The organism is Virgisporangium aliadipatigenens, from assembly GCF_016863615.1.
Taxonomy (GTDB): Bacteria; Actinomycetota; Actinomycetes; order Mycobacteriales; family Micromonosporaceae; genus Virgisporangium; species Virgisporangium aliadipatigenens.
The window spans coordinates 134219-156350 of the sequence record NZ_BOPF01000006.1; the positions used below are offsets into that span (position 1 = coordinate 134219).

Here is a 22132-nt window from a genome sequence, read left to right on the forward strand (position 1 = left end):
GTGGACCACGACGACGTGCTCGCGTACTGCCTCGCCAAGCCCGGTGCGTTCCGCGACGAACCCTGGGAGGGAGACGTCGTCGCGAAGGTGGGCGGGAAGATCTTCGCGTTCCTGGGCTCCGGCCACGCCGTGGGCCTCAAGTGCGGGCCGAACCGGGAGGTCGCCGACGAGTGGCTGCACCAGTACCCGGACGACGCGAAGGCCTCGCCCTACATCGGGCGTTCCGGCTGGAACGTCCTGACGATCGGCGGCGCGATCCCGGACGACGAACTGCGCGAGGCGATCGACGCCTCCTACGACACGATCGTCAGCAAGCTCCCGAAGAAAGCGCGCCCCTGACCGCGCGCACCAGGGACGCGGCCCGCGGATCCGGCGTGAACGGGTCCACGTGCAGCCGGTTCGGCACGTAGCCGAACGCGATCCCCTCGGCCGGATCGGCGTAGCCGAGCGACCCGCCGTGCCCCGGGAAGCCGAACGCCGTCGGTGAGTACCACGGCATCCCGGGCGTCGGCAGCCCGAACCCGAGCGCCGGCCGGGTGGTGATGCCGAGCATCCGGTCCGGCCCGTTCGCCTGCTCGGTGACGGCGGTCGCGAGGGTCGCCTCGTCGAGGATGCGCACGCCGTCGACCGGCCCGATGAGCGCCGCGTAGAACCGGGCCAGCGCGTGCGCGGTGCCGACGCCGTTGACCGCCGGGATCTCCGCCGCGAGCTGCGCCGGGTCGTTGAGGTCGAACGCCGGCACCGTCGGCACGAAGGCCGCGAGCATGGCCTCCGGGGCGTTCTCGATGCCGGGGATGGGCGGCGAGTCGAGCCGGGCGACGCGGGGCAGCACGGCGGGCGGCGTGCCGATCCACAGGTCGAGGCCGAGCGGGGCGGCGATCTCCCGCGCCAGGAACGCGCCCAGGGAGACGCCGCTGACCCGGCGCACCAGTTCGCCGACGAGCCAGCCGTAGGTGACGCCGTGGTAGCCGTGTGCGGTGCCGGGCTCCCACTGCGGTCGCAGCGCGGCGAGCAGGCGCACCACCGGTTCCCCGGCGAGCGCGTCGGCGAGCGGGACGCGCCGGCCGAGCGAGGGCAGGCCGGCCCGGTGGGAGAGCACGAAGCGCACCGGGAGGCGTTCCTTGCCGGCCGCGGCGAACTCCGGCCAGTAGCGCGCGACCGGCGCGTCGAGGTCGAGCAGGCCCCGCCGGACCAGCAGGTGCACGCACGCCGCGACGACGCCCTTGCCCGTCGAGTGCAGCACCACCGGCGTGTCGCGCTCCCAGGCGCGGCCGGTCTCCCGGTCGGCGGTGCCGACCCACAGGTCCGCGACCACTCGCCCGTGTCGGTACACGCAGACCGCCGCCCCGATCTCGCTGTTCCGGTCGAACGCCGTGCGCACGGCCTCGTACCCGTTCGCGACCCATCCGTTGATCGTCATGTCGTCAGGTTAGACTGACGAAAACCGTCAGGAAACCCTGCCAGCATATGCTTGCCGGGTGCGGATCGCGCTCGACGACCTCCCCGGCCACGAAGGCGCCGTCGTCGCGCGCCTGCCCGACGGTTCCCTGGGTGCGGCCGCGGACGAGGCGCCCGCCGGTGCCCTCGCCTACCTCGCCTCCTGCTCGTGCGGCTGGCGGGGCACCGACGACCGGCCGCCCACCGACACCGGCCGCATGTCCGCCACGTCCGACTGGGTCGCGCACATGCAGCCGCTGTGGGCCGCCGCCCCACCCGGCTGGCTCGTCAACCGTTCCGACGCCCTGCGTCAGGCGCTCGCCGACCTGGCGGAGAGCTGGCCGCTGCAGGCGATGGGCGTTCTCGCCGACATCGAACGCTGGCAGAAGACGCTCACCGCCGACGCCGTGGCCGCCGCGCGCGCCAAGGGCGCCTCGTGGGCCGAGATCGGTGCCGCGCTCGGGATCACCAAGCAGTCCGCGCACGAACGGTTCGGGAAGGCGAAACCCTGACTGATCACGGCCCGGCTGGGTAGCGGTGCCGGACACCGTCGATCCACGAGGAGGCCGAGATGTCCGTGGGTGCCGAGACCGGCCACACGACCGGCACGAAGGACAAGGATTACAACCTGCTCTGGTTCACCGAGCAGTGCCTGAGCAACGCCCTGCGCATGGAGCAGTACGCGCAGGACGCCGAACGCGACGGCGACACCGAACTCGCCGAGTTCTTCAAGCGCGCCCAGGGCGAGAGCCGCAAGGGCGCGGAGCAGGGCAAGCAGTTGCTGCGTGCCCGGCTCACCCGAGAGAACTGATCAACGACGGCCGCGTCGCCCGGAGCGCAATGCCCGGGCGATGAGGCCGATCAGGCTGTCGGAGCGCTGGAAGTCGTCCCGCCCGGAGGTGCCCTGCGCCCCCGGAACGCGGCCGGGACGGTCGGGGTCCGGCACGTCGTCCAGAATCCGGGGACGCCGCGGCCGCTCGTCGAAGGGATTGCGCACGGGAACCTCCTACAGAAAACCGACGATCGTCTCGTAGCTGTGCGTACCCCCCGCCGGCCAGGTCTACGCCGGGGCGGCCACCCGGTCCGGTGCCACCTGCGGGTCGGGCCGGTAGAAGATGTCGACGTCGACCTCCTCGCCGCCCACGACCAGCGTGTCCCACGCGCCGCTCGCGACGAGCGTGTGCAGCGTGTCGGCGCGCAACGTCATCAGGTGCACCCGCAGCGTGTCGTCGTCGGGCAGGCCGGAGATGCGCGGGGAGAGCCGGTCGCGGATGTCGCGCAGCCGCGCCATGAGCGCCTCGACGTCCGCCTCCCGCTGGGCATCCCCCTCCGGGGCCGACTCGATGCTCTCCGCGATGACGTCCTTGATGGCCCTGCTCTCGCCCTGCTCGTCGGAGGTGACCATGGCGTTCCAGGCGCGGCTCTTGTGCCGGTACTGGAGCATCGACATGGCAGCCTCGTGCCGGATGAAGTCCGCGTCGCGGAACGGCCGCCCGCGCCACGCCCCGCCGAGCGAACGCGCCAGCGAGATGGCCGACGCGAGCCCGCTGTTGAGCCCGCGGCCCGGCCAGAAGTGGATCGCGTTGGCGGCGTCGCCGAGCAGGAACCCGTACGTGCCGGGCGTCTCCGGCGTCGGCGCCCAGAGCCGGGCGGTGAACCGCGGCCGCTGCACCATGTCCAGCCGGAACGCCGTCACCGCGCTCAGGTCCTCCGGCGGCACCCCGAAGAGGGCGAGCCCCTCGCGCACCCGCTTCCACAGCGCGGAACCCTTCACCAGCGCCGGCAGGAAGAGCGTGCTGTGCGTCGGGCACACGTAGTCGCCGTCGCCGTCGCGCATCATCACGCACGGCCGGGACGCGATGCACTCCTCGAACGTCCGCTTGACCGGGTCGATGCCGACGACCTCCTGCGCCTCGGCGTCGGACAGGCGCATGTTGAGGAAGCCCTCGCCGCGCAACGAGTTGAGCAGGAAGCGGTTCTGCGCGACGGTCAGCAGCACGCTCATCGGGTCGGACAGCTTCGACTTGACCCGCAGCCCGAGCACGACGTCCTGGATGTGCCGGCCGTCCAGCGAGAAGATCGACTTGTCCGGGTTGCCGAACTTGCTGATGAAGTGCTCCCGGGTGCGCGACCGGCCGCCCTCGCAGATCGCCAGCACGTGGTGCGTGCTCACCTCGCCGTGGCGGGCGACCGCGTCGAACTTCTCCGGCACCAGCGTGATGCCCGGCTTGTCGTTGGCGAGGTCGAGCAGCGTGTCCTCGATGTAGGCGATGCGGATGTTGCGCGGGCGGAAGCCCTGCACCGAGTCCGGCCCGGGCGGCCACATCTCCGTGTGCGTCTCCGGCCGGAACAGCCGCTCCTGCACCTCCTCGGGCAGGTTGAGGTACTGGCGGCTCTGGATCGTGACGACCTGCTGGCGGCGCACGTTGCCCTGCGACTCGTCCTTCCAGACGATCCGGCCGCCCTCGGAGATCCAGCGGCTGTCGTAGACCGTGACGGCGACCCGCTCGCCGAGGGTGCGTTCCAACAGCAGGGCCAACGTGAGTCCGACCGGTCCGCCGCCGGCCACGGTGACGCGCAGGACCGGGGGAGGGGCGCCCTCGGCGGGCGCGGCGGCCGGACGCACCGGCGGCAGCCCGAGAACGGTGGCCGTGGCGTCGTTGAGCTCGTAGTTGAACGACTCCCCGCCGATCGTGATGACGTCGCCGGGAGTGAGCACCAGCGACGTGACCCGCCTGCCGTTGACCAGCGTGCCGTTGCTGCTCTCGAGGTCGGTCAGCACGAACGACTCGGCCTCCCGACGGATCTCCGCGTGGAATCGCGAGGCCCGGATGCTGGAGATCACCACCGTGTTGTCGCTCTTGCGGCCGAACGTGATCGGGGCTTCGCCGAGCGGAAAACGCCGACCTGCGTGCGAACCCCCGCGTCCGACAATCTCTGGTGGCATCGGACTTCTCTCGCTTTCTCGTGAACGGGCCTTGTAGTCGGGAGCACGCCAACGGGACCGAACGAGTTCAAAGAAGTCTAGTCACCGGCACGAATGCGGGAGAAGGCTCTGTCGCGGCCCTGACTCAGCCGCACAGCCGTCGATACGCCTCGAGGCCGTCCGGCACCCACTCCCACTCGTCCAGCTTGCGCCGCAGCTCTTCTTCCGGGAGGAACGCGTGCCACGCGATCTCGTCGGGCTGCGGCCGCACGGGACCGTCCCAACGCACCTCGTGCACACCCATCCACCACCGGTGCAGGGGATCGGAGGTCAGGAAGGTGAACAGCGGCTCGGGGCGCGGAAGGCCGGTCACGCCGAGTTCCTCGGCGGCCTCGCGCAGTGCCGCCGCGGCGTAGGTCTCGCCGGCGTGCACCACGCCACCCACGAACATGTCGTACAGGCCGGGGAAGATCGATTTGGTGTCGGTGCGCCGGTGGACGAAGACGCGGCCGTGGGCGTCCCGGACCAGGACCACCGCGCAGCGGTGGATCAGGCGGCGCGCGTACGCCTCGTCGCGGGTGGCGGCGCCGATCACGGTGTCGTGCTCGTCGACGACGTCAACCCGTTCCATCGGATCATTGTGAAGGGCGCCCGACCAGGACGGCCGGGCGCCCTCGCGATCACGGGGTCTGCGAGACGAACAGCAGGCGGTTCGGGGAACCGCTGCCCGGGTTGACCACCACGCCGGAGGTGGCGACGCCCGTCATCGCCGACGCGACCTGCGCCGGCGTGTAGCCGGTGTGCGCCGACAGGATGAGCGCGGCGGCCCCGGCCACGTGCGGCGACGCCATCGACGTGCCGCTGATCGAGTTGGTGGCGGTGGTGCTGGTGTACCACGCGGACGTGATGCCCACGCCCGGCGCGAAGATGTCCACGCAGCTGCCGTAGTTGGAGAACGACGCCCGGTTGTCGTTGCGGTCGGTCGCGCCGACGGTGATGGCCGAGGCGACGCGGGCCGGGCTGCTGTTGCAGGCGTTCGCGTTGCTGTTGCCGGCCGCGAGCGCGAACGTCACGCCGGAGCTGACGGCGTTGGCGACGGCGGTGTCGATCGACGTGCTGACGCCGCCACCGAGGCTCATGTTGGCCACGGCGGGCTTGACGGCGTTGGCCCGCACCCAGTTGACGCCGGCGACGACCTGCGCCACGGTACCGCTGCCGGAACAGTTGAGCACCCGGACGCCGACGATCGCGACGCCCTTGGCGACGCCGTACTGGCTGCCGCCGACCGTGCCCGCCACGTGCGTGCCGTGTCCGTTGCAGTCGTCGGCCGAGCCGCCGTCGACGGCGTCGTAGCCGCTCGTGGCCCGCCCGCCGAACGTGCTGTGGTTGAAGCGGATGCCGGTGTCGATGATGTAGGCGCGCACGTTCGACGCGGTGTTGGGGTAGGTGTATGAGCTGTTCAGCGGCAGGTTGCGCTGGTCGATGCGGTCCAGGCCCCACGACGGCGGGTTGGTCTGGGTCGCGGCGATGCTGACGACGTGGTTCTGCTCGACGTAGGCGACGGCCGGGTCGGCGGCGATCCGCTTCGCGGCGGCCTCGCCGACGGTGACCTCGAACCCGCGCAGGGCCGCCGAGTACGTCTGCCGCACGGTGCCGCCGTGGCGCGACACCAGCCGGCCGGCCGTGCTGTCCACACTTGACGCGTCCGACTTCAGCACCACGATGTAGCTGTCCGCGACGGCGGTCGGGCCACCGGCGACCTGGATGTCGCCGACGGGTGCGGCCGACGCGGCGCTGCCCATGGCCAGCACGGTCGCCGCGGTCGCCGCCGTCGCGAGCCCGAGTGCCAGGACCGCCCGCCGGGCCGACAGGACTTCCTTCATGCGTTCCTCCCATACGATCGATGGCGAACGATGTTGATTCTGGCCCGGCGCGGGCCGATTTGATAGACGCAAATGATTGGGGAAACCCTTGATCGTGCTGGTGACGGGCGTTACGGGCTTCGTTGCGGGGCACTGCGTACGCGAGCTGCTCACGCACGGCTACGACGTGCGCGGCACGGTGCGCGACCCGGCGACCGCCGACGTGGCGCACCTGCGCGCGATCGCGGCCGAGACCGGGCGGGTGTTCGACGTCGTGCGGGCCGACCTGACGGACGACGCCGGCTGGGCCGAGGCGGTCGACGGCTGCGCCTGCGTCTGGCACGTGGCGTCGCCGAACCCGACCGAGGTGCCGCGCGACCCGGAGACGCTGGTGCGCCCGGCCGTCGACGGGACCCTGCGGGTGCTGCGCGCGGCCGCCGCCGCGCCGAGCGTGAAGCGGGTCGTGTACACCTCGTCGGTCGCGACGATCCGGCTCGGCCACGCCGACCTGACGAAGGTGCGCACCGAGGCGGACTGGTCCGTGCCGGACGGGCTCGACCCGTACCCGCGCAGCAAGGTGCTCGCCGAACGCGCCGCGTGGGAGTTCGCCGAGGCGAACGGGCTCGACCTCGTCGTGGTCAACCCCGGGCTGGTGCTCGGCCCGCTGCTGAACGCCGCGAAGCCGATGTCCCTGGAGATCCTGCGGCGCATCTTCGCCGGCGAGGTGCCCGCCGTCCCGCGGATGAGCTTCGCCGTGACCGACGCGCGGGACGTGGCGGTGGGGCACCGGCTCGCCATGGAGAACCCGGACGCCGCCGGCCGCTACATCCTCGCCGGCCCGTCGGTCTGGCTCGGCGAGATGGCGCGGGTGCTCGACGAGGAGTTCGCGCCGTTGGGGTACCGGGTCGCGCGCCGCCCCGCGCCCCGCTGGCTGCTGTGGGTGGTCGGCCGCTGGGACCGCGACGTGCGGATGGCCCTGCGCTACCTCGACCAGCCGACGCTGCTCAGCTCCGACCGCGCGATCAGGGAACTCGGCTGGACCCAGCGGCCGGTGCGGGAGTCCATCGTGGACGCCGCGGAGAGCTTCGTGCGGTTCGGGACCGTGGACCGCCCCCGGCCCTGAACTCCTGTGACGGCGGTCACACGCGGCCGAGAACCGAATCGCGTCCCACCCCGTCTACCTGGGCATGAAACGTGCCGGGCTGAACGAGGAGCAGCTCGTTCGACGCGTGGCCAAGGGCGACCGGGCGGCGTTCGAGGAGTTCTACCGCCGCACGTCGCCGTGGCTCGTCGTGCGGCTGCGCCGCCGCTGCGCGGACGAACAGATCGTCGCCGACGTGCTCCAGGAGACCTACCTGGCGGTGTGGCGGGCGGCGGCGTCGTTCGCGGGTGCGGCCGCCGGCGGCAGCGCGGTGGGCTGGGTGTGGACGATCGCGGCCCGGCGGCTCGTCGACGCGTTCCGGCGGCGGGCGCACCACGCGGCGCCGCCGGCCGTCGCGCTGCTCGACCCGGTGGCCCCGGCCGCCGAGGAGGAGGCGATCGCCGCGCACCCCGGCGGGGACGTCGGCGACGCGCTCGCCGCCCTCGCGCCGGAGCTGCGCGCGGTGCTCCAGGCGATGGTCCTCGACGGGCTGTCCGTCCGGGAGACCGCCGTGCTGCTGGGCGTTCCCGAGGGAACGGTCAAGACGCGCGCCCGCCGGGCCCGCGCCGCGATGCGGGAGGCACTGGCATGACGCACGCGTCCGACACGCTCATCGCCCGCTACGTGGCCGGCGACGACACCATCCACGCCGACGTCCTGTGGGGGCTGGAGGCGCACCTGTCCGCCTGCGCGCCGTGCCGGGCGCGCCTCGCCGCGGTGGGCGATCCCGCTGTGACGGGTGTCGTCGACGGCGTGTGGGAGTCGCTGGCGCCGCGGCTCGCACCGGTTCCCCGGACCCGCTACTCGCCGCGGGTCGTCCCGGCCGTCGCCGCGTGGGCGATCTCGGTCGTGTGCCTGGGGCTTCTCGCCGTGCTGCTGCACGCGTCGAGCGGCGGGTTCCCGTTGCTGCTGCCGCTCTCCCCGGTGCTGCCGGTCCTCGGCGTCTACGCCTCGTGGGCGCGCGGTGCCGATCCGGCGTACGAGGTCGTGGCGGCCACGCCCCGCGCGGGACTCGAGCTCGTGCTGCGCCGCACGCTCGGGGTGCTCGCCGTCCTCGTGCCGGTGCTGACCGCCGTGGGGCTGCTGACCGGCACGTCGCTGGGCGTCGCGCTGGTGCCGGCGCTGGCGTTCACGTCGGCGACCCTCGCCCTCGGCAGCGTGGTCGGTGTCCGGCGCGCCGCCGTCGCGCTGACCGGCGTATGGGCGGCGGTGTGCCTCGCGCCGCCGGTGCTGCTCGACGGTTCGTCGTATCTGTCGCGGCCGGAACTCGTGCCCCTGTGGGGCGCCGCGTTCGTCGTGGGCGCGGTCGTCACGCTGCTGCGGCGCGACGCGTTCGGTCGCCTTCCCTTCTCCGTGAACTGAATCAGGGGACCACTGTCATGATTCGCGCTCTCGAACCGGACGACCTCGCACCGGCGACGTACGCGTGGGACGTGCACGCCACCGGACTGCGGGTGCGCGTCGGGCGCAACCGGATGGCCGTCGACGGGCTGGACCTGGCGTTCGGCACCGGCGTGCACGGGCTCCTCGGCCCGAACGGCGCCGGCAAGACCACGCTCATCCGCGCGCTCGCCACGGTGCTGCGCCCCACCGGGGGTTCCCTCGAACTGCTCGGCACCTCGGCGTCCACTGTGGACCTGCGCGCGGTACGCCGGCGGATCGGCTACCTGCCGCAGGACTTCGGCTACTACCGGCGTTTCACGGTGCGGGAGTTCGTCGAGTACATGGCGTGGCTCAAGGAGATGCCGGGCCGGGAGATCCCCGACGCCGTGCAGCGCGCCGTCGAACGGGTCGGCCTCACCGAGCGGGCCGGTGACAAGCTGCGCACGCTCTCCGGCGGGATGGTGCGCCGGGTCGGCATCGCGCAGGCGATCGTCAACGACCCGCGCGTGCTGCTGCTCGACGAGCCGACCGTCGGGCTGGACCCCGCGCAGCGGCTGCGCTTCCGGGAGATGCTGCGCGCGCTCGGCACCGACACGTGCGTGGTGGTCTCCACCCACCTCGTCGAGGACGTGGCCGCCGCGTGCGACGACGTGACGCTGATGGCGCGCGGGCGGGTGGTGTTCCAGGGCGACCCGGCGGCCCTCGCCGCGGCCGGCACGGACGAGCACCCCGGCGACAGCGCCATCGAACGCGGCTACTCGGCGCTGCTCGGCCCGGCCGGCGAGGGAAGCGGCTGGTGAGCGGACGGTTGGTGACGGGGCGGATTCTGCGCACCGAACTGCGGCGCTCCGCCGCCGGCGCGGCCGGGCTCGTGCTGCTGCTGGTGTGTCTGGCGTTCGTGTACTCGACGCCCGGCCGCGGCCCGTTCTGGCGCGACGCGACGGCGTGGACGGCGCAGTGGGGGAGCCTGGCGGTGTGGAGCCGGTTCATGTTCCTGCTCGGGTGGCCGGCCGTCGTCGGTGTGGGCGCCGTGGCGGGACTGCGCGACCGGCGCAGCGGCATCGGCGAACTGCTCGGCACGACCGCACGGCCGGCGTGGCAGCGGATCGCGGCGCCGGTCGGCGCGCTGGCGCTCGCGGCGGTCACCGGGTACGCGGCGCTGCTGAGCGTCGGCGGCGTGCAGGTGGCGGCGCACGACGGACTGCCGCGCCCGTGGTGGGTGCCCGTGGCGTTCGTCGGCTCGGCGGCGCTCGTGGCCGGCGGCTGGCTCGGCTTCGGGATCGCCCGCGCCGTCCCCTCCGTGCTGACCCCGCCGCTGCTCGCCGGTGGCGCGCTCGCCGGCACGATCGGCCTGTTCCTGTCCACGCCGGTCGGTGACGGCTCGACGCCGGAGGGGAACGTCGGCGCGCCGGTGCGGTTGCTGCTGCTGTCGCCGGTGCTTTCCGGGCCGGCGCATCCGTGGCAGACCGTCGCGGGACGGGTTTCTCTCGGGCAGGCTGCGTGGTGGCTCGGGCTCGCCGGCGCCGGGCTGCTGCTGGCGACCGCGGCACACCGGCGCGCGCGGGTCGCGGCCGTCCCGGCCGCCCTGGCGGGCCTCGCCGCCGCGCTGGTGCTCCTGCCGGGCACCGCCGGCGCGGTCCACGGCGTCGACCGCGCCGCCGCCGCACTGTCCTGTGTGGACGGTCTCTGCCTCACCCGCCTCCACGAGCCGATGCGCCGCACGCTGCGCGCCCCGGCCGAACGGGCCCTCGCCGCGCTGCGGGTCGTCCCCGGCGCGCCGGCCCGGATCGAGGAGGTGCCCGCCGCCGAACCGCGCAGCGGCCCGCCACCGCGCCGGGCCGACGCGATCCTGTTCAACGCGGACTGGGCGCAGTACGCCGGCCGCGACGGGGACCAGCTCGCGAGCGCGTTCGTGCTCGGCGCGGGCACGCCGTCCTGCTTCGGCGCCCACGACGCACCGGACGAGGGGACGACGCGGCGGCAGGATCGCGAACTCGTCGCCCGGCACGTCGTCGCCGCGCGGCTGCTCGGCGACCCGGTGCCGCTGCAGAAGGCCTCATCCGCCTACGGGCCGGAGGTGGGGGCCACGGCGCGGGAGGCGTGGCTCGCGCTGGACGCCCTGGACGCGCCGGCGCGCACGGCCCGCTACGCGGCGGTGCGGGACGCCGGACTCACCTGCCGCGCCGACCCGCTGGCCGCGCTGACGGGGTTGGCGTCGTGAGATTCGCGGTGCTGTACGCGCGTTCCCGGCGGCTGCCGGTGGCGCACCTGACGGCGGTGGCCGTCGCCCTCGGGGGAGCGCTGATCGCGCCGGCCGACGGCGGTGCCGGGCCGGTGCTGACGGCGTTCGTCGCGGTGGTCTGCGCCGGGGTGCTCGGCACCGGACTCACCGGTGCTGATCCCGCGCTGGAACGCACGGCGGCGATCGCCTGGGTGCCCCGCCGCGCGCTGCACGTGGCGGCGATCGCCGCGGTCCTGGCCGCACTGGCGTCCGCAGTGGACGGCGGCGCGCATCCGGCCGCGCTGCGCGACGCCGTCGGGACGACCGGGCTGCTGGCCCTGGGGGCGACCGCCCTCGGCGCCCGAACGGCCTGGGCGCTGCCGCTGGCCTGGTTCGCCGGCACCGTCTTCCTGCCCGCGGAGCGCACGGCGGCGCGGTGGATGTTCGTCGCCGGGCCCGAACCGGCGTCGACCCGCACCGCCGTCCTGCTGGGCCTCTCCGGCCTCTGCGCGTACGCCCTCTTCGGCAACCGCCGTTAGGCCGCGCGGGCGATGCCGATCCACGCGCCCAGCCGCCGCCCGAGTGTCAAGATCACTTCGGCGGTAGCGTCGCCACGAACGCGGACGCGCGCCCCACCCAGTGCGCCAGCGCGTCCCCCTCCAGAGAGGCGGGCCGCACCACCACCCAGCCGCGCATCGGCCGCCCCGTCCCGTCGCACGGCCCGACCCCGGGTTCGGCCAGCGCGGCCTCGTAGTCCGCCGCCCCGACCCGCACCATCAGGCTCTCGTCCTTGCGCACGCACACCAGCATGTTCCCGTCCGCGAAGAACGCCCGCCCGCCGAACATCCGCCGCTGCTCCGCATCCGGGAGCAGCGCGGCGATCCGTTGCACCATCATGAGGTGGTAGTGAAGCTGAACGTCGCCCCGACGCCAACCTCCCCCTCGGCCCAGATCCGGCCGCCGTGCCGGTCGATGATGCGGTGCACGGTCGCCAGCCCGATGCCCGTTCCGGGGAACTCGCTGTCGGTGTGCAGCCGCCCGTAGGCGTCGAAGATCGTGTCGGCGTGCTCCATGCTGAAGCCGGCGCCGTTGTCGCACACCTGGAAGCAGCCCGGCCCGGCGCGCATCTCGATGCGTGGCGACTCGGTGCGGGAGCTGTACTTCCAGGCGTTCCCGATGAGATTCTCCAGCACGACGCGGATCATGCCGGGGTCGGCGGAGGCGATGAGGTCGTCGGCGATGACCACCTCGACGCACCGGTCGGGGTCGCGGGTGCGCAGGTCGGCGACGATCTCGCGGGCCATCGCGGCGAGGTCGACCCGTTCGTGGGCGATCGGGGCCCGGCCGGCGTGCGACAGGCGCAGCAGCGCGCCGATCATGTCGTTCATGCGGCCGGCGGCGGCGTGGATGCGTTCGACCCCGCGCCGCACGTACGGGTCGAGGCCGTCGCCGTACTCGTCGATGATGTCGGCGCCGAAGGCGAGGATGATCTGCAGGGGCCCGCGCAGGTCGTGCGAGACCGAGTAGTTGAAGGCCTCCAGCTCCCGGTTCTTCCACTCCACCTCGTCGACGAGTTCGGCGAGGGCCTTCGCCTGCCGCGCCTCCAGCTCGCCGCGCAGCAGCTCGTCGCGGATGCGGCGGTTCTCGTCCTGGAGCTGCTTGCGGCGGATCTGCGCGCGCACCCGGGCCGTCAGCACGTCCAGCTGGTCGGACTTGCGGATGTAGTCGTCGGCGCCGTCGGCGAGACCAGCGAGCGTCGCATCCGGATCGTCGACACTGGTCACGATTATCAGGGGAACGTCCTTCAGCCGCGGCGTCGTCTTGATCTGCCGACACGTCTCCCGGCCGCTCATGCCGGGCAGCCGCAGGTCGAGCAGGATGCAGTCGAACGGCTCCCCGGCGAGCAGTTCGAGCGCCTCCTCACCGCTGCGCGCCTGCGCCACCTCGTACCCCTCGGCCAGCAGGCACCGGCCGACCTCGTCCAGGAACGTGGCGCTGTCGTCGACGACGAGCACCCGCTTCGGGCTGTGCGGGCCTCGCGCGGGCGCGCCGCCGACCGGGGCGCCGCTGCGCAGCATCGCGGCCAGCTTCGCCAGCATGACGTCGCGGTCCTCGTCCTTGCGCACGAACGCGTCCGCGCCGGCCTCCAGCGCCGCCGTCTCCACGCCCCGCTCCGTCGCGGCGGTCAGCAGCAGGCAGGGCAGGTCGCGCAGGGCCGCGTCGAGACGGATCCGGCGGATGACGGTGGGGCCGTCGATGCCGGGCATGTCCCGGTCCACGACGAGCGCGTCGGGCCGCTGAACGGCCGCCTGCCGCAGCCCCTCCTCGCCGTTCTCGGCGGTGATCACCGTGTAGCCGGCGTCGCGTAGCGCGTCGGCGAGTTCCATCCGCAGGGTGAGGCTGTCGTCGACGAGCAGCACGGTGAACTCCTGCGGCGGGGCGTGCGCGCCGGCGGACAGGAGTTCGCGGGTGCGGGCGACCACGTAGCCGCTGTCGTACGGCTTCCCGACGTACTCGTCGGCACCGGTGCGCAGGGCGCGCAGGCGGTCCTTCACCTCGGCCTCGGACGAGAGCATGATCGTCGGCCGGATCCCGTAGTCCGGGCGGGCACGCAGTTCGCCGAGGAACTCGACCCCGTCGCCGTCCGGCAGGTTCACGTCGAGAACGGCCGCCGCGACGACGCGTCCGTCGAGAGCGACCCGGGCGTCGGCCAGCGTCCCGCACGCCACCACCTCGAAGCCGCCGTCCTCGAACGCCTCGGCCAGATCCATGCGCACCGTCAACGAGTCGTCGACGATCAGCACGGCCGGCGCTGAGGCGTTCACCCGGAATCCTTGACGAGATCGGCCAGCCGACGACCTATCCGTTCCGGAGAAGAGATCTCGTCGGCGGCGTCCAACAGGGCGGCCTCCCGCGGCATCCCGTAGACGACCGAGGTGGCCTCGTCCTGGGCGGCGGTGAAACCGCCCGCCCGCCGGATCGCGAGCAGCCCGGCCGCCCCGTCCCGACCCATGCCCGTGAGCAGGCACGCGGCCGACGCCGGCCCGACATCGGCGGCGACCGAGTCGAACAGCACGTCGACCGAGGGCCGGCACGAGTGCAGCGGCGGACCGGAGTCCAGTCGCAGCCGCCCGTGCCGAACGGTCATGTGCACGTCGGCCGGCGCCACCGTTATCTGCCCGCCGACGAGCCGGTCGCCGTCCTGCGCGCAGACGGCCTTGCGCCCGACCTGCGCACCCAGCCACTCCACGAACGCCCCCGCGAACGGCGCGCTGATGTGCTGCACCAGCAGCAGCGGCAGCGGGAACTCGCGCGGCAGCGCCCGCAGCAGGTCCACCACGGCACCGGGCCCACCGGTGGAGGCGCCGATCGCGACCAGCTCGCAGCTCCTCGGCGCCGACACCGCCGGCGACGCGGCCGGGCGCGGCACACCGCCGAGCTTGCCCCGCGGATGGGTGATCACCGGGATGCGGGAGACCAGCTTGACGGCCGACAGCAGCTGCCGTTCCCAGTCGTCCTCGCTGCCGCCGTGCGGCTTCTCCAGCACCTCCACGGCACCGGCCGCGAGCGCGTCACACGTCGTGAACGTCTCCGTCCGGTTGTCCGCCGACGACACCACGAGGATCGGCGTGGGGCAGTGCGCCATGATGTACTCCGTCGCCGCCTGGCCGCTGACCAGGGGCAACATGATGTCCATCGTGATCACGTCCGGCCGGGTGCGCATGGTCAGCTCGATCGCGCTGCGGCCGTCGGCGGCCGTGGCGATGACGTCCAGCTCGGGGTCGTCGCCGAGGATCTCCGTGATGCGGTGGCGCACGGTCGGGGAGTCCTCCACGACCAGCACGCGGATCCTTTTGCTCACGCGCTCACCAGCCTTCGGATCTGGTCGATGAGGTCGTTCTGGTTGAACTCGTGCTTGGCCACGTGCAGGTTCGCGCCGGCGGCCACGCCACGGGCCCGCGCCGCGGGGTCCGCGAGCGAGCTGACCAGGATCGTGGGGATGTCGCGCAGTTCCGGATCGGCGCGGATCGTCTCCACGAACGTGTAGCCGTCCATGCCCGGCATCTCGATGTCGCACAGGATCAGCGCGTACCGGGTGGCCCGCGCCTTCTCGAGGCCCTCCTCGGCGTCGGCGGCCACGTCGACCAGGTAGCCGGCCGACTCCAGGATGCTGCGCTCCAGCATGCGGGTGGTGAGCGAGTCGTCGATGACCAGCAGCGGCCCCTCCGGCGAGGCCAACGCCTGCGCCGGCCCGTCGTCGGGGCGCACCCCGTGGGCCGCCGCGACCAGGCCGTCCGGGTCGAGCACCAGCCGCGGGTTGCCGGCGTCGTCGAGCGACACCCCGCTCACCGTCGCCCCGGCCCGCGCGAGGGGCGGCAGGCCGCGCACGACCACGGGGTCCGTCCCCAGCACCCGGTCGACGGCGATCGCGGCCGTCCCGGTCCGGGTCGAGACCACTATCGCCGGGAACGTCGTCGCGCGGTCGGCCCGCGACGTCTCCTGGGGTGCGAGCACCCGCGCCAGGAGCAGCAGCGGAACGGCCGCGCCGTCGTGCCGCACCGACGCGCCGCTGCCCGTGCGGGCGACGTCGCCGGGTGCCACCCGCACGGTTCGGGTCACCGCGTCCAGGGGGATGCTCGCCAGTGTGCCGGCGGCCTCGACGGTCATCGCGTCCAGCGCCAGCAGCGACAGCGGAACGGCCAACGCGACGACCGTGCCGCGCCCGGGCACACTGTCGACGTCGACCCTGCCGCCGAGGCGTTCGGCCGCGTCGCGCACCGCGTCGAGGCCCACGCCGCGCCCGGCCACCGCGGTCACCCCGGCGGAGGTGCTGATCCCGCCGCGCAGCGTCAGGTCGACCAGTTCGCTCGTCGCGAGGTTCCCGGCCGACGGCACCCCCGCCTCCGCCGCCGCACGCCGCAACGCCGCCAGGTCGAACCCGCGCCCGTCGTCGCGCACGGCGAAGCGGATGCGGTCGCCGTGGCGTTCGACGGTCACCCGCACGGTCCCCTCCGGCGGCTTCCCGGCCTCCTCCCGCTGCGGCGGCGCCTCGATCCCGTGCGCGACCGCATTCCGAACGACATGCAGCAGCGCCCCGTACACCGACGACAACACCTGCGGATCCAGCCGGATGGTGCCACCCTCCCCGGCGAACCGTGCCCGCCGCTCCTGCACATCCGCCGCATCCCGAACGGCCCGCTGCAGCGCCGGGAAGATCGTGCCGGCCGGCACCAGGCGCAGGCGTTCGGCACCCCCGCGCACCTGACGGAGATCGCGTTCGGTGTGCTCCACCGTGGTCGACAGCCCCCGGCCGAACGCGGCGAGCTCGCCGTCGATCCCGGAGGCGATGGTGCGCAGCCGTCCCGTGGCGGCCGCTCCGGAGACGGGCGAGTCGAGCTGCGCGAGGAGGAGGCGCATGCCGCGGCGGATGCGTTCGACCTGGCCCACCCCGGAACGCAGCGGCGCCATCCGGGTCTGGGTCTCGGCTATCGCGTCGAGCAGCTCGTCGACGTCCTGGGCGTCGGTGCGGCCGACCAGGAGGGGTTCGGGGTGGGTGCTGCGGCGGCCGGTGGGCGGCTGGTCGGGCTGCCGCCGATCGCCGGCCTGAGCGGTGCCGTCGGATGCGGCAGCGGTCCCCTCCCCGGTGTGGGCGCTGCTTCCGGCCGTGGCAGCGGCTTCGGCGCCCGGGTGTGCGGTGCTGCCGACGCCGGTCCTGGGGTGCGTGGTGCTGCCGGCGCCGGTCCCGAGTTGCGTGGCGCTTTCCGCGCCGGCGTGCGTCACAGCGCCGGCCGCCGGTCGACCCGCCGCGTCCGCGCCGCTGTGCGGGGCTCCGCCAGGCGCCGCAGCTCCGGCGTCGCCCGCCCCGCTGCCGCCCGCCCCGCTGCCGGCCGCTGCGGCCCTGTCTCCGCCCGCGCTGCCCGGCCCGGCCGCGACTCCGCTGCCGGCACCCGCCGCGCGGACGTCACCGGGCCCGGCCGCACCACCGGCGGGGTCTGCGCCCGATCCGGCCGCCGCATCGCCGAAGGCGCGGTTCGCACCGCCGGCTGCACCCACACCCGTGCCGCCGGCGCCGGCCACGTCACCCGCGCCGGTCACGCCGCCGGCACCGCCCGATCCCGGCGCACTCAGGCCCGGTGGCGGGATCGCGGAGACCTCGGCGCTCAGTTCGTCGACCATCCCGATCAGGTACGCGGCGCGCCCCGGCGGCAGCGGCCCGGCGGCGTCCCGGTGCACGCCGAGTTCCTCCTCCAGGGTGTGCGTGCGATCCGCGATCCCGGGCAGCCGCACCACCCGTGCCGCGCCCTTGAGCGTGTGCGCGTGGCGCAGCATCCGCGCGACGATGTCGGCCGGGCTGTCGTGCCGTTCCAGTTCCAGCGCACCCTCGCTCAACTGGTCGACCAGCTCGCGGGCCTCGACGCGGAAGTAGCGGTACGGATCCCGGTCGGCCACGGCTACCGGCCCGCTCCGGAGCGCACGAGCAGCATCAGGTCGCGGGAGAGGCCGGCGAGCTGCGCGGCGGTCTGCTGCGTCTGCGTCGAACTCGCCTCGGTGGCCCGGGTCGCCTGGGCGACGTCGACGACGGCGACGTTGACCTGTTCGACGGCGGTGGTCTGCTGCTTGGTCGACAGCTCGATCTCGCGGGCGGCCTGGGTGGTGGTCCCGACGAGGTCGGCGATCTGCGCGAACGACTCCGCCACCCGGCCGAACTGCGCGAACCCGGCGTCGACCGCCTTCGAACCGGTCTCGGTCGCCATGACCGTGGTGTTGACGGCGCCCCGCACGTCGTCGATCAGGCCGCGGATCTCCTTCGTCGAGCCGCCGACCCGGTCGGCCAGTTTGCGGATCTCGTCGGCGACGACGGCGAACCGCCGCCCGGACTCGCCCGCGCTGGTGGCCTCGATGGTGGCGTTGATGGCCAGGATGTTGGTCTGTTCGGCCAGCTCGGAGACGATTTCGAGCACGGCGCCGATCTGCTGCGACTTCTCGCCGAGCTCCAGCATGTGGCGCACGATGAGGTCGACCTGCCGGCGGATGGCGTTGATCGCGTCGTTCGCCTGCTCGATGGTGCCGTCTCCGGTGCGCGCCGCGCCCGCCGTCTCGGCGGCCACCAGGGCGACCCGCTTGGCGCTCTCGGCGATCTGGCGGGAGGTGGCGAGCAGTTCGTTGATCGTGGTGGTGATCTCGCTCATCGCCGTCGCCTCCTCCTTGGCGCCGGTGGCCTGCTGGCCGGCGACGGACTCCAGTTCGGCGGAGGAGGTCTGGACCTGTCCGACGGCCCGGCCGATCTGGTTGGCGAGGCTGCGGGTGAGCAGCACGGCGATGAGGATCGCGATGAGGATCGCCACGACGCCGAGGCCGAGCACCAGGAGAACGGCCGCCGCGGCGTCGTCGGTGGAGGCGCGCTTGGCGGCGTCCAGCCGGTGCGTCATGACTCCGGAGAACGTCGCGATGTCGGCCATCAGCACCTCCCGTTTGGGGGTCATGCGCAGGTCGAACTCCTTCGCCACCGCCATCAGGTCCGCACCGCCCGCACGCAGCGAGATCACCGCGTCGAGTGCCTCCTGGTGCGCGTGTTCGGCCTCCTTGACGCGGGTCAGCGGATCACGGGCGTCGACACCGCGCACCTTGCCCATGAGCGCGTCGACCGTGTTGAGGAACGTCGTGCGTTCCTGGCGCATCTGGTCGAGGTGGCGCTGTTCGCCGGTGAGCAGGTAGGCCCGGCTGGCGGCGAGCTTGCCGTCGACGGCGGCGATGAGCCGTTCGGTGTCGACGAGGTACACCGCGTCGCGGTCGATCACGTGGTCCTTGCTGGTGACCGCTGTGTTCAGGGCGAAGGCGGAGACCGCCGCGACGGCGACGGTCAGCAGCACGGACACGCCGAGGGCCGCGGCGATCTTCTGGCTGAAGGTAAAGCGACGTCCCATGGTTCACGCACTCCCGTCCGGGCTGCCCGGGCCTACCCGGGCGACGACCGCGGCACGCACCGCGGCCATGTCGATCACCGGCCGTGGCCCGGCCGGCGTGGGCAGCAGGTCGCCGACGAACCCGGTGCTCTTCTGCGCCGGTCCGTCGTGGCGCACCCGCAGGTGTCCGTCGAGGCGCTCGACGGCGAGGCCGAGCGCGGGGGTGCCGGCGGCGACGAGCAGCCAGCGCGGCGGTTCGGTCGAGCGCTTGCCGCCGAGGAGCGCCGCGAGGTCGAACGCCGGCACCACCGACCCGCGCACCCCGACGACGCCGAGCAGTTCGGGGACGGCGCCCGGCAGGCGGGTCGGCGGCCGGTCCACGACCAGGGCCGACACCTCGGAGAGCCGGACGGCGTAGGCGTCGCCGCCGACCCGCAGGTCCAGCAGGTCGACGTAGCCGTCCTCGATCTCCACCGGCGGCAGCGCGAACGACCGGTCGAACGCGGTGCGCAGGTCGGCGAGCCGCTCGTGCATGGTCGCCACCGCGCCACCGCTCGCCACCGCCCCGGCCACCCGGCCGCCGCTCGTCGCCGCGCCGGCGGTCCGGGCGTCGCCGCTCGTGGCTGCGCCGGCCGTCCCGGCGCTGCCGCTGGCCGCCGTGCCGGCGGTCCGGGCGTCGCCGCTCGTCGCCGCGCAGGCGGTCTCCACGGTGCCGCTGGTCGCTGCGTCGGCGGTCCCGGCATCGCTGCTGGTCGCGGTGCCGGCCGTGCGCGCGTCGTCGCGCGTCGCTACGTCGGCCGTCCCGACCGGCCGGGCGTCCGAGGGCGGCGCGCCGGCCGCTTCGACGGGCCGGGCGTCCGGCGAAGGTGCCGCGGTCTCGGGCGGCCAGGTGTCCGGGGGAGGGGAGGCGGCGGGCGGCCAGGTCTCCGGGGGATGCGCGGCGGTCGCGGGAGGCCAGGCGTCCGGGGGCGGTCCGGCGACCGGGAAGCGGTTCATCCGCACGCCCGCAGTTCCGCGCGGCACAGCGCGATCAGCGCCGCCCGGCTGAACCCGCCGCCGAACAGCAGCAGCCGCCGGTCGTCCTCGCAGCTGAGCAGCCGCAGGGCGTCCTCGAGTTCGCGGCGGGCGAGGTCGCGGTCGCCGTCGCGGCGGGCGAGCAGCCCGAGGCGCAGCCGCGGCAGCGCGAACCCGGGGTCGAGGTAGGCCGCCCGCCGGTCGTGTTCGGCCGCGCCGTGCTTGTCGCCGTCGCCCTCGCGGCAGAGCGCGAGCAGGTAGTGCGCACCGGCGTGCATGCCGTCGCGTTCGAGCAGGCGGCGGCAGAGCGCCTCGGCGCGGTCCAGGCGGCCGTGCTGGATGAGCAGCGCGGCGTGCGTGACCAGCAGCTCGTCGGTGCCGTCGCCCATGGACTCGACGAGGTGCAGCGCGCCGTCGAAGCGTTCGGCGCGCAGCAGTGCGAGCACCCGCTCCCAGGTGTCGGGCGGGCGCCGCACCACCGGCGGGGCAGCGGCCGGTGGGGCCGGCGGCGCCGGCGGAGGCAGTTCCTGCACGGCCGGCTCGCGCTGGTAGTAGAACGTGTCGTGGCTGTGCCGGAGGGTGAGTTCGGCGACGCGGCCGTGGGCGACCTCGGCGTGGCCGAGGAAGAGGAACCCGCCGGGCGCGAGCGCCTCGACCAGCCGGGCCGTGGCGGCGCGGATCTGCGGGCCGGTGAAGTACATGATGGCGTTCCGGCAGAAGATCACGTCGTAGGTGCCGGGCCGCAGCAGCTCCGGTTCGTCGTCGGCGAGGTTGCCCACGGCGAAGCGGACGAGGCCGGTCAGGTCGGCGTCGGGGGTGATGCGGTCGCCGGAGCCGTGGAACCAGCGGCTGCGCGCCGACGGTGGCGTGGCGCGCATCGACCATTCGGCGTACCGGGCGCGGCGGGCGCGTTCGACCATGGACGGGTCGAGGTCGACGCCGACGATCTGCACGTCCCAGCCGCCGCGCGGCACGCGCTCGCGCACCACCGTGGCCATCGTGTAGGCCTCCTCGCCGGAGGAGCACGCGGCGGAGAGCAGGCGCAGGCGGCGTTCCCCGGCCCGCCGGGCGAGGCGCTCCGGGAGCACCACCTCGCGCAGGGCGTCGAACTGTTCCGGGTTCCGGAAGAAGTAGGTCTCGTTGATGGTCAGTTCCCGCGCCAGGGCACCGACCTCGGACCCGGCGGCGCGCTCGCGGACCAGACCCGCGAGATAGGCGTCCGCGCTCAGCCCGGTCGCGGACATCCTCCGGTCGAGGATCTCCGCCAGCTTCTCCGGGGGAACGTCCGTGAGCGCCAGCCCGATCCGCCGGGTCAGCACCTCACGGAAGCGTTCCGTCCGGTTCACCGGTCGGGCTCCAGCGCGTCCCAGGTGTCGCCCGGGAGGGCCCGCGCGGCGTCGAGGAAGAGCGTCGGCTCCCCGTCCACCGCCGCGAACGCCGTCACCCCGGCCACGCTGCGCAGCAACGGCGGCAACTCGCGCCACACCTGTTCCGGCACGGTGCGGATGCCGATCACCTCGTCGACCGCGAACGCGTACGGCTGCCCACGGCCGACCATCACCAGCCGGGCGCTCGGGAGGTCGCCCCCGGGCGAGTCCCCGTCGAGGAGCGCGCCGACGCTCAGCACCGGTGCCGGCGCGCCGCGGATGACGGCCACGCCGGTGACGTACGCGGGGACGCCGGCGAGCGCGCGGACGGGCTGCGGGCGCATGGTCTCGACGACCTGCTCCAGGCCGACGGCGCACACGTGCCGCCGAGCCCTGAAGACCAGCGCCTGCCTGCTCAAACGCCGCCCCCGTCGCGTCCGCGTCCGTCCGTCAGGTCAGACTAGGCGGATTCTGCGGCGTTTTGAGAGCTTAAGTCGGTTCCGCAACCGAGGCCGGCTCCGGCTCGGGTTCGGGCGCGGGAGCGCGCAGGTATCCGATCGCGAAGCCGGTCACGAAGAAGCCGGCGATCTGGGCCGCGGCGGCCGGCCACGGCTCGGACAGCGGCGCGAGCACCGCCATCCCGGCCCCGAGCTGAACGGCCGCCACGACGGCGACGCGCCGCAGCGGTGCCGGTTCCGGCCTCAGGACCATCCACAGTGGAGTGATGATGACCGCCAGCCGCACGAGATCGAGAACGAACTCGGCGGCTGCCGACTCGGACCACAGCATCGGAACCCCCAACGGCGCACCGTAGTCGAACTACTACGATATGCTGTCGGGCCGATGATCACCGTGAATGAATCTTTCGCCTGACCGG

General features: G+C 74.0%; 23 protein-coding genes. 9 read left to right on the forward strand and 14 right to left on the reverse strand.

What is annotated here, in order from left to right; translation table 11 throughout:
• Positions 1-339, forward strand: a complete 339-nt coding sequence (locus Val02_RS09915) for an MmcQ/YjbR family DNA-binding protein (protein ID WP_203898657.1) — start codon at positions 1-3, stop codon at positions 337-339.
• Here the strand turns inward: Val02_RS09915 and Val02_RS09920 are convergent.
• Complete coding sequence (locus Val02_RS09920) at positions 308-1420, reverse strand: serine hydrolase domain-containing protein (RefSeq protein ID WP_203898658.1); 1113 nt, start codon at positions 1418-1420, stop codon at positions 308-310. The genes Val02_RS09915 and Val02_RS09920 overlap by 32 nt on opposite strands.
• 58 nt (positions 1421-1478) lie before the next feature.
• On the opposite strand from Val02_RS09920, the gene Val02_RS09925 reads away from it, so the two are divergent.
• Together Val02_RS09925 and Val02_RS09930 are read left to right on the forward strand one after the other, a co-directional pair.
• Positions 1479-1949, forward strand: coding sequence for a hypothetical protein (locus tag Val02_RS09925; protein ID WP_308439991.1), 471 nt, complete (start codon positions 1479-1481; stop codon positions 1947-1949).
• 59 nt (positions 1950-2008) lie between these two features.
• Positions 2009-2248, forward strand: coding sequence for a hypothetical protein (locus tag Val02_RS09930; protein ID WP_203898659.1), 240 nt, complete (start codon positions 2009-2011; stop codon positions 2246-2248).
• Here the strand turns inward: Val02_RS09930 and Val02_RS09935 are convergent, their stop codons facing one another.
• The 4 genes from Val02_RS09935 to Val02_RS09950 all read right to left on the reverse strand — a co-directional run bounded on the left by Val02_RS09935 (position 2249) and on the right by Val02_RS09950 (position 6246).
• On the reverse strand, positions 2249-2434 hold the full coding sequence (locus tag Val02_RS09935; RefSeq protein WP_203898660.1) for a hypothetical protein: 186 nt from the start codon (positions 2432-2434) through the stop codon (positions 2249-2251).
• Positions 2435-2497: 63 nt separating this feature from the next.
• A complete protein-coding gene (locus Val02_RS09940; RefSeq protein ID WP_203898661.1) occupies positions 2498-4384 on the reverse strand; it encodes an FHA domain-containing protein in 1887 nt (628 codons plus the stop codon).
• Between the two features lie 124 nt (positions 4385-4508).
• The gene (locus Val02_RS09945; RefSeq protein WP_203898662.1) at positions 4509-4994 is read right to left on the reverse strand and encodes an NUDIX hydrolase; all 486 of its coding nucleotides are present in this window, start codon (positions 4992-4994) and stop codon (positions 4509-4511) included.
• A 49-nt stretch (positions 4995-5043) separates the two neighbouring features.
• Positions 5044-6246 carry a S8 family peptidase gene (locus Val02_RS09950; RefSeq protein ID WP_203898663.1) on the reverse strand — a complete coding sequence of 401 codons (1203 nt, stop codon included), beginning with the start codon at positions 6244-6246 and terminating at the stop codon, positions 5044-5046.
• 100 nt (positions 6247-6346) lie between these two features.
• Here Val02_RS09950 and Val02_RS09955 point away from each other — a divergent pair, with 100 nt between their 5' ends.
• The 6 genes from Val02_RS09955 (at position 6347) to Val02_RS09980 (ending at position 11509) form a co-directional block, all read left to right on the forward strand.
• Positions 6347-7348, forward strand: coding sequence for an NAD-dependent epimerase/dehydratase family protein (locus Val02_RS09955; RefSeq protein ID WP_203898664.1), 1002 nt, complete (start codon positions 6347-6349; stop codon positions 7346-7348).
• Positions 7349-7412: 64 nt separating this feature from the next.
• Positions 7413-7958, forward strand: coding sequence for an RNA polymerase sigma factor (locus tag Val02_RS09960; RefSeq protein ID WP_203898665.1), 546 nt, complete (start codon positions 7413-7415; stop codon positions 7956-7958).
• Complete coding sequence (locus tag Val02_RS09965; RefSeq protein ID WP_203898666.1) at positions 7955-8728, forward strand: hypothetical protein; 774 nt, start codon at positions 7955-7957, stop codon at positions 8726-8728. Before Val02_RS09960 ends, Val02_RS09965 begins: the two co-directional genes overlap by 4 nt.
• 17 nt (positions 8729-8745) lie before the next feature.
• Positions 8746-9549, forward strand: a complete 804-nt coding sequence (locus tag Val02_RS09970; RefSeq protein WP_203898667.1) for an ABC transporter ATP-binding protein — start codon at positions 8746-8748, stop codon at positions 9547-9549.
• On the forward strand, positions 9546-10970 hold the full coding sequence (locus Val02_RS09975; RefSeq protein WP_203898668.1) for a hypothetical protein: 1425 nt from the start codon (positions 9546-9548) through the stop codon (positions 10968-10970). Before Val02_RS09970 ends, Val02_RS09975 begins: the two co-directional genes overlap by 4 nt.
• Complete coding sequence (locus Val02_RS09980) at positions 10967-11509, forward strand: hypothetical protein (protein ID WP_203898669.1); 543 nt, start codon at positions 10967-10969, stop codon at positions 11507-11509. The genes Val02_RS09975 and Val02_RS09980 overlap by 4 nt, the downstream gene beginning before the upstream one ends.
• Positions 11510-11561: 52 nt before the next feature.
• On the opposite strand, the gene Val02_RS09985 is transcribed toward Val02_RS09980, so the two are convergent.
• The 9 genes from Val02_RS09985 to Val02_RS10025 all read right to left on the reverse strand — a co-directional run bounded on the left by Val02_RS09985 (position 11562) and on the right by Val02_RS10025 (position 22056).
• Positions 11562-11867: a TfoX/Sxy family protein gene (locus Val02_RS09985; RefSeq protein WP_203898670.1), complete on the reverse strand. Its 306-nt coding sequence runs from the start codon at positions 11865-11867 to the stop codon at positions 11562-11564.
• Positions 11864-13795 carry a response regulator gene (locus Val02_RS09990; protein ID WP_239152652.1) on the reverse strand — a complete coding sequence of 644 codons (1932 nt, stop codon included), beginning with the start codon at positions 13793-13795 and terminating at the stop codon, positions 11864-11866. The genes Val02_RS09985 and Val02_RS09990 overlap by 4 nt, the downstream gene beginning before the upstream one ends.
• Positions 13792-14832 carry a chemotaxis-specific protein-glutamate methyltransferase CheB gene (gene cheB, locus Val02_RS09995; protein WP_239152654.1) on the reverse strand — a complete coding sequence of 347 codons (1041 nt, stop codon included), beginning with the start codon at positions 14830-14832 and terminating at the stop codon, positions 13792-13794. Before cheB ends, Val02_RS09990 begins: the two co-directional genes overlap by 4 nt.
• A complete protein-coding gene (locus Val02_RS10000) occupies positions 14829-17420 on the reverse strand; it encodes a hybrid sensor histidine kinase/response regulator (protein ID WP_203898671.1) in 2592 nt (863 codons plus the stop codon). Before Val02_RS10000 ends, cheB begins: the two co-directional genes overlap by 4 nt.
• Before the next feature lie 2 nt (positions 17421-17422).
• On the reverse strand, positions 17423-18895 hold the full coding sequence (locus Val02_RS10005; RefSeq protein WP_203898672.1) for a methyl-accepting chemotaxis protein: 1473 nt from the start codon (positions 18893-18895) through the stop codon (positions 17423-17425).
• 3 nt (positions 18896-18898) lie between these two features.
• On the reverse strand, positions 18899-19870 hold the full coding sequence (locus Val02_RS10010; protein ID WP_203898673.1) for a chemotaxis protein CheW: 972 nt from the start codon (positions 19868-19870) through the stop codon (positions 18899-18901).
• Positions 19867-21234 (reverse strand): CheR family methyltransferase, encoded by a 1368-nt coding sequence (locus tag Val02_RS10015; RefSeq protein ID WP_239152656.1) that lies wholly within the window; start codon positions 21232-21234, stop codon positions 19867-19869. The genes Val02_RS10010 and Val02_RS10015 overlap by 4 nt, the downstream gene beginning before the upstream one ends.
• Complete coding sequence (locus Val02_RS10020; protein ID WP_203898674.1) at positions 21231-21674, reverse strand: chemotaxis protein CheW; 444 nt, start codon at positions 21672-21674, stop codon at positions 21231-21233. The genes Val02_RS10015 and Val02_RS10020 overlap by 4 nt, the downstream gene beginning before the upstream one ends.
• 70 nt (positions 21675-21744) lie before the next feature.
• Positions 21745-22056, reverse strand: coding sequence for a hypothetical protein (locus Val02_RS10025; protein ID WP_203898675.1), 312 nt, complete (start codon positions 22054-22056; stop codon positions 21745-21747).
• Positions 22057-22132 lie beyond the last annotated feature (76 nt).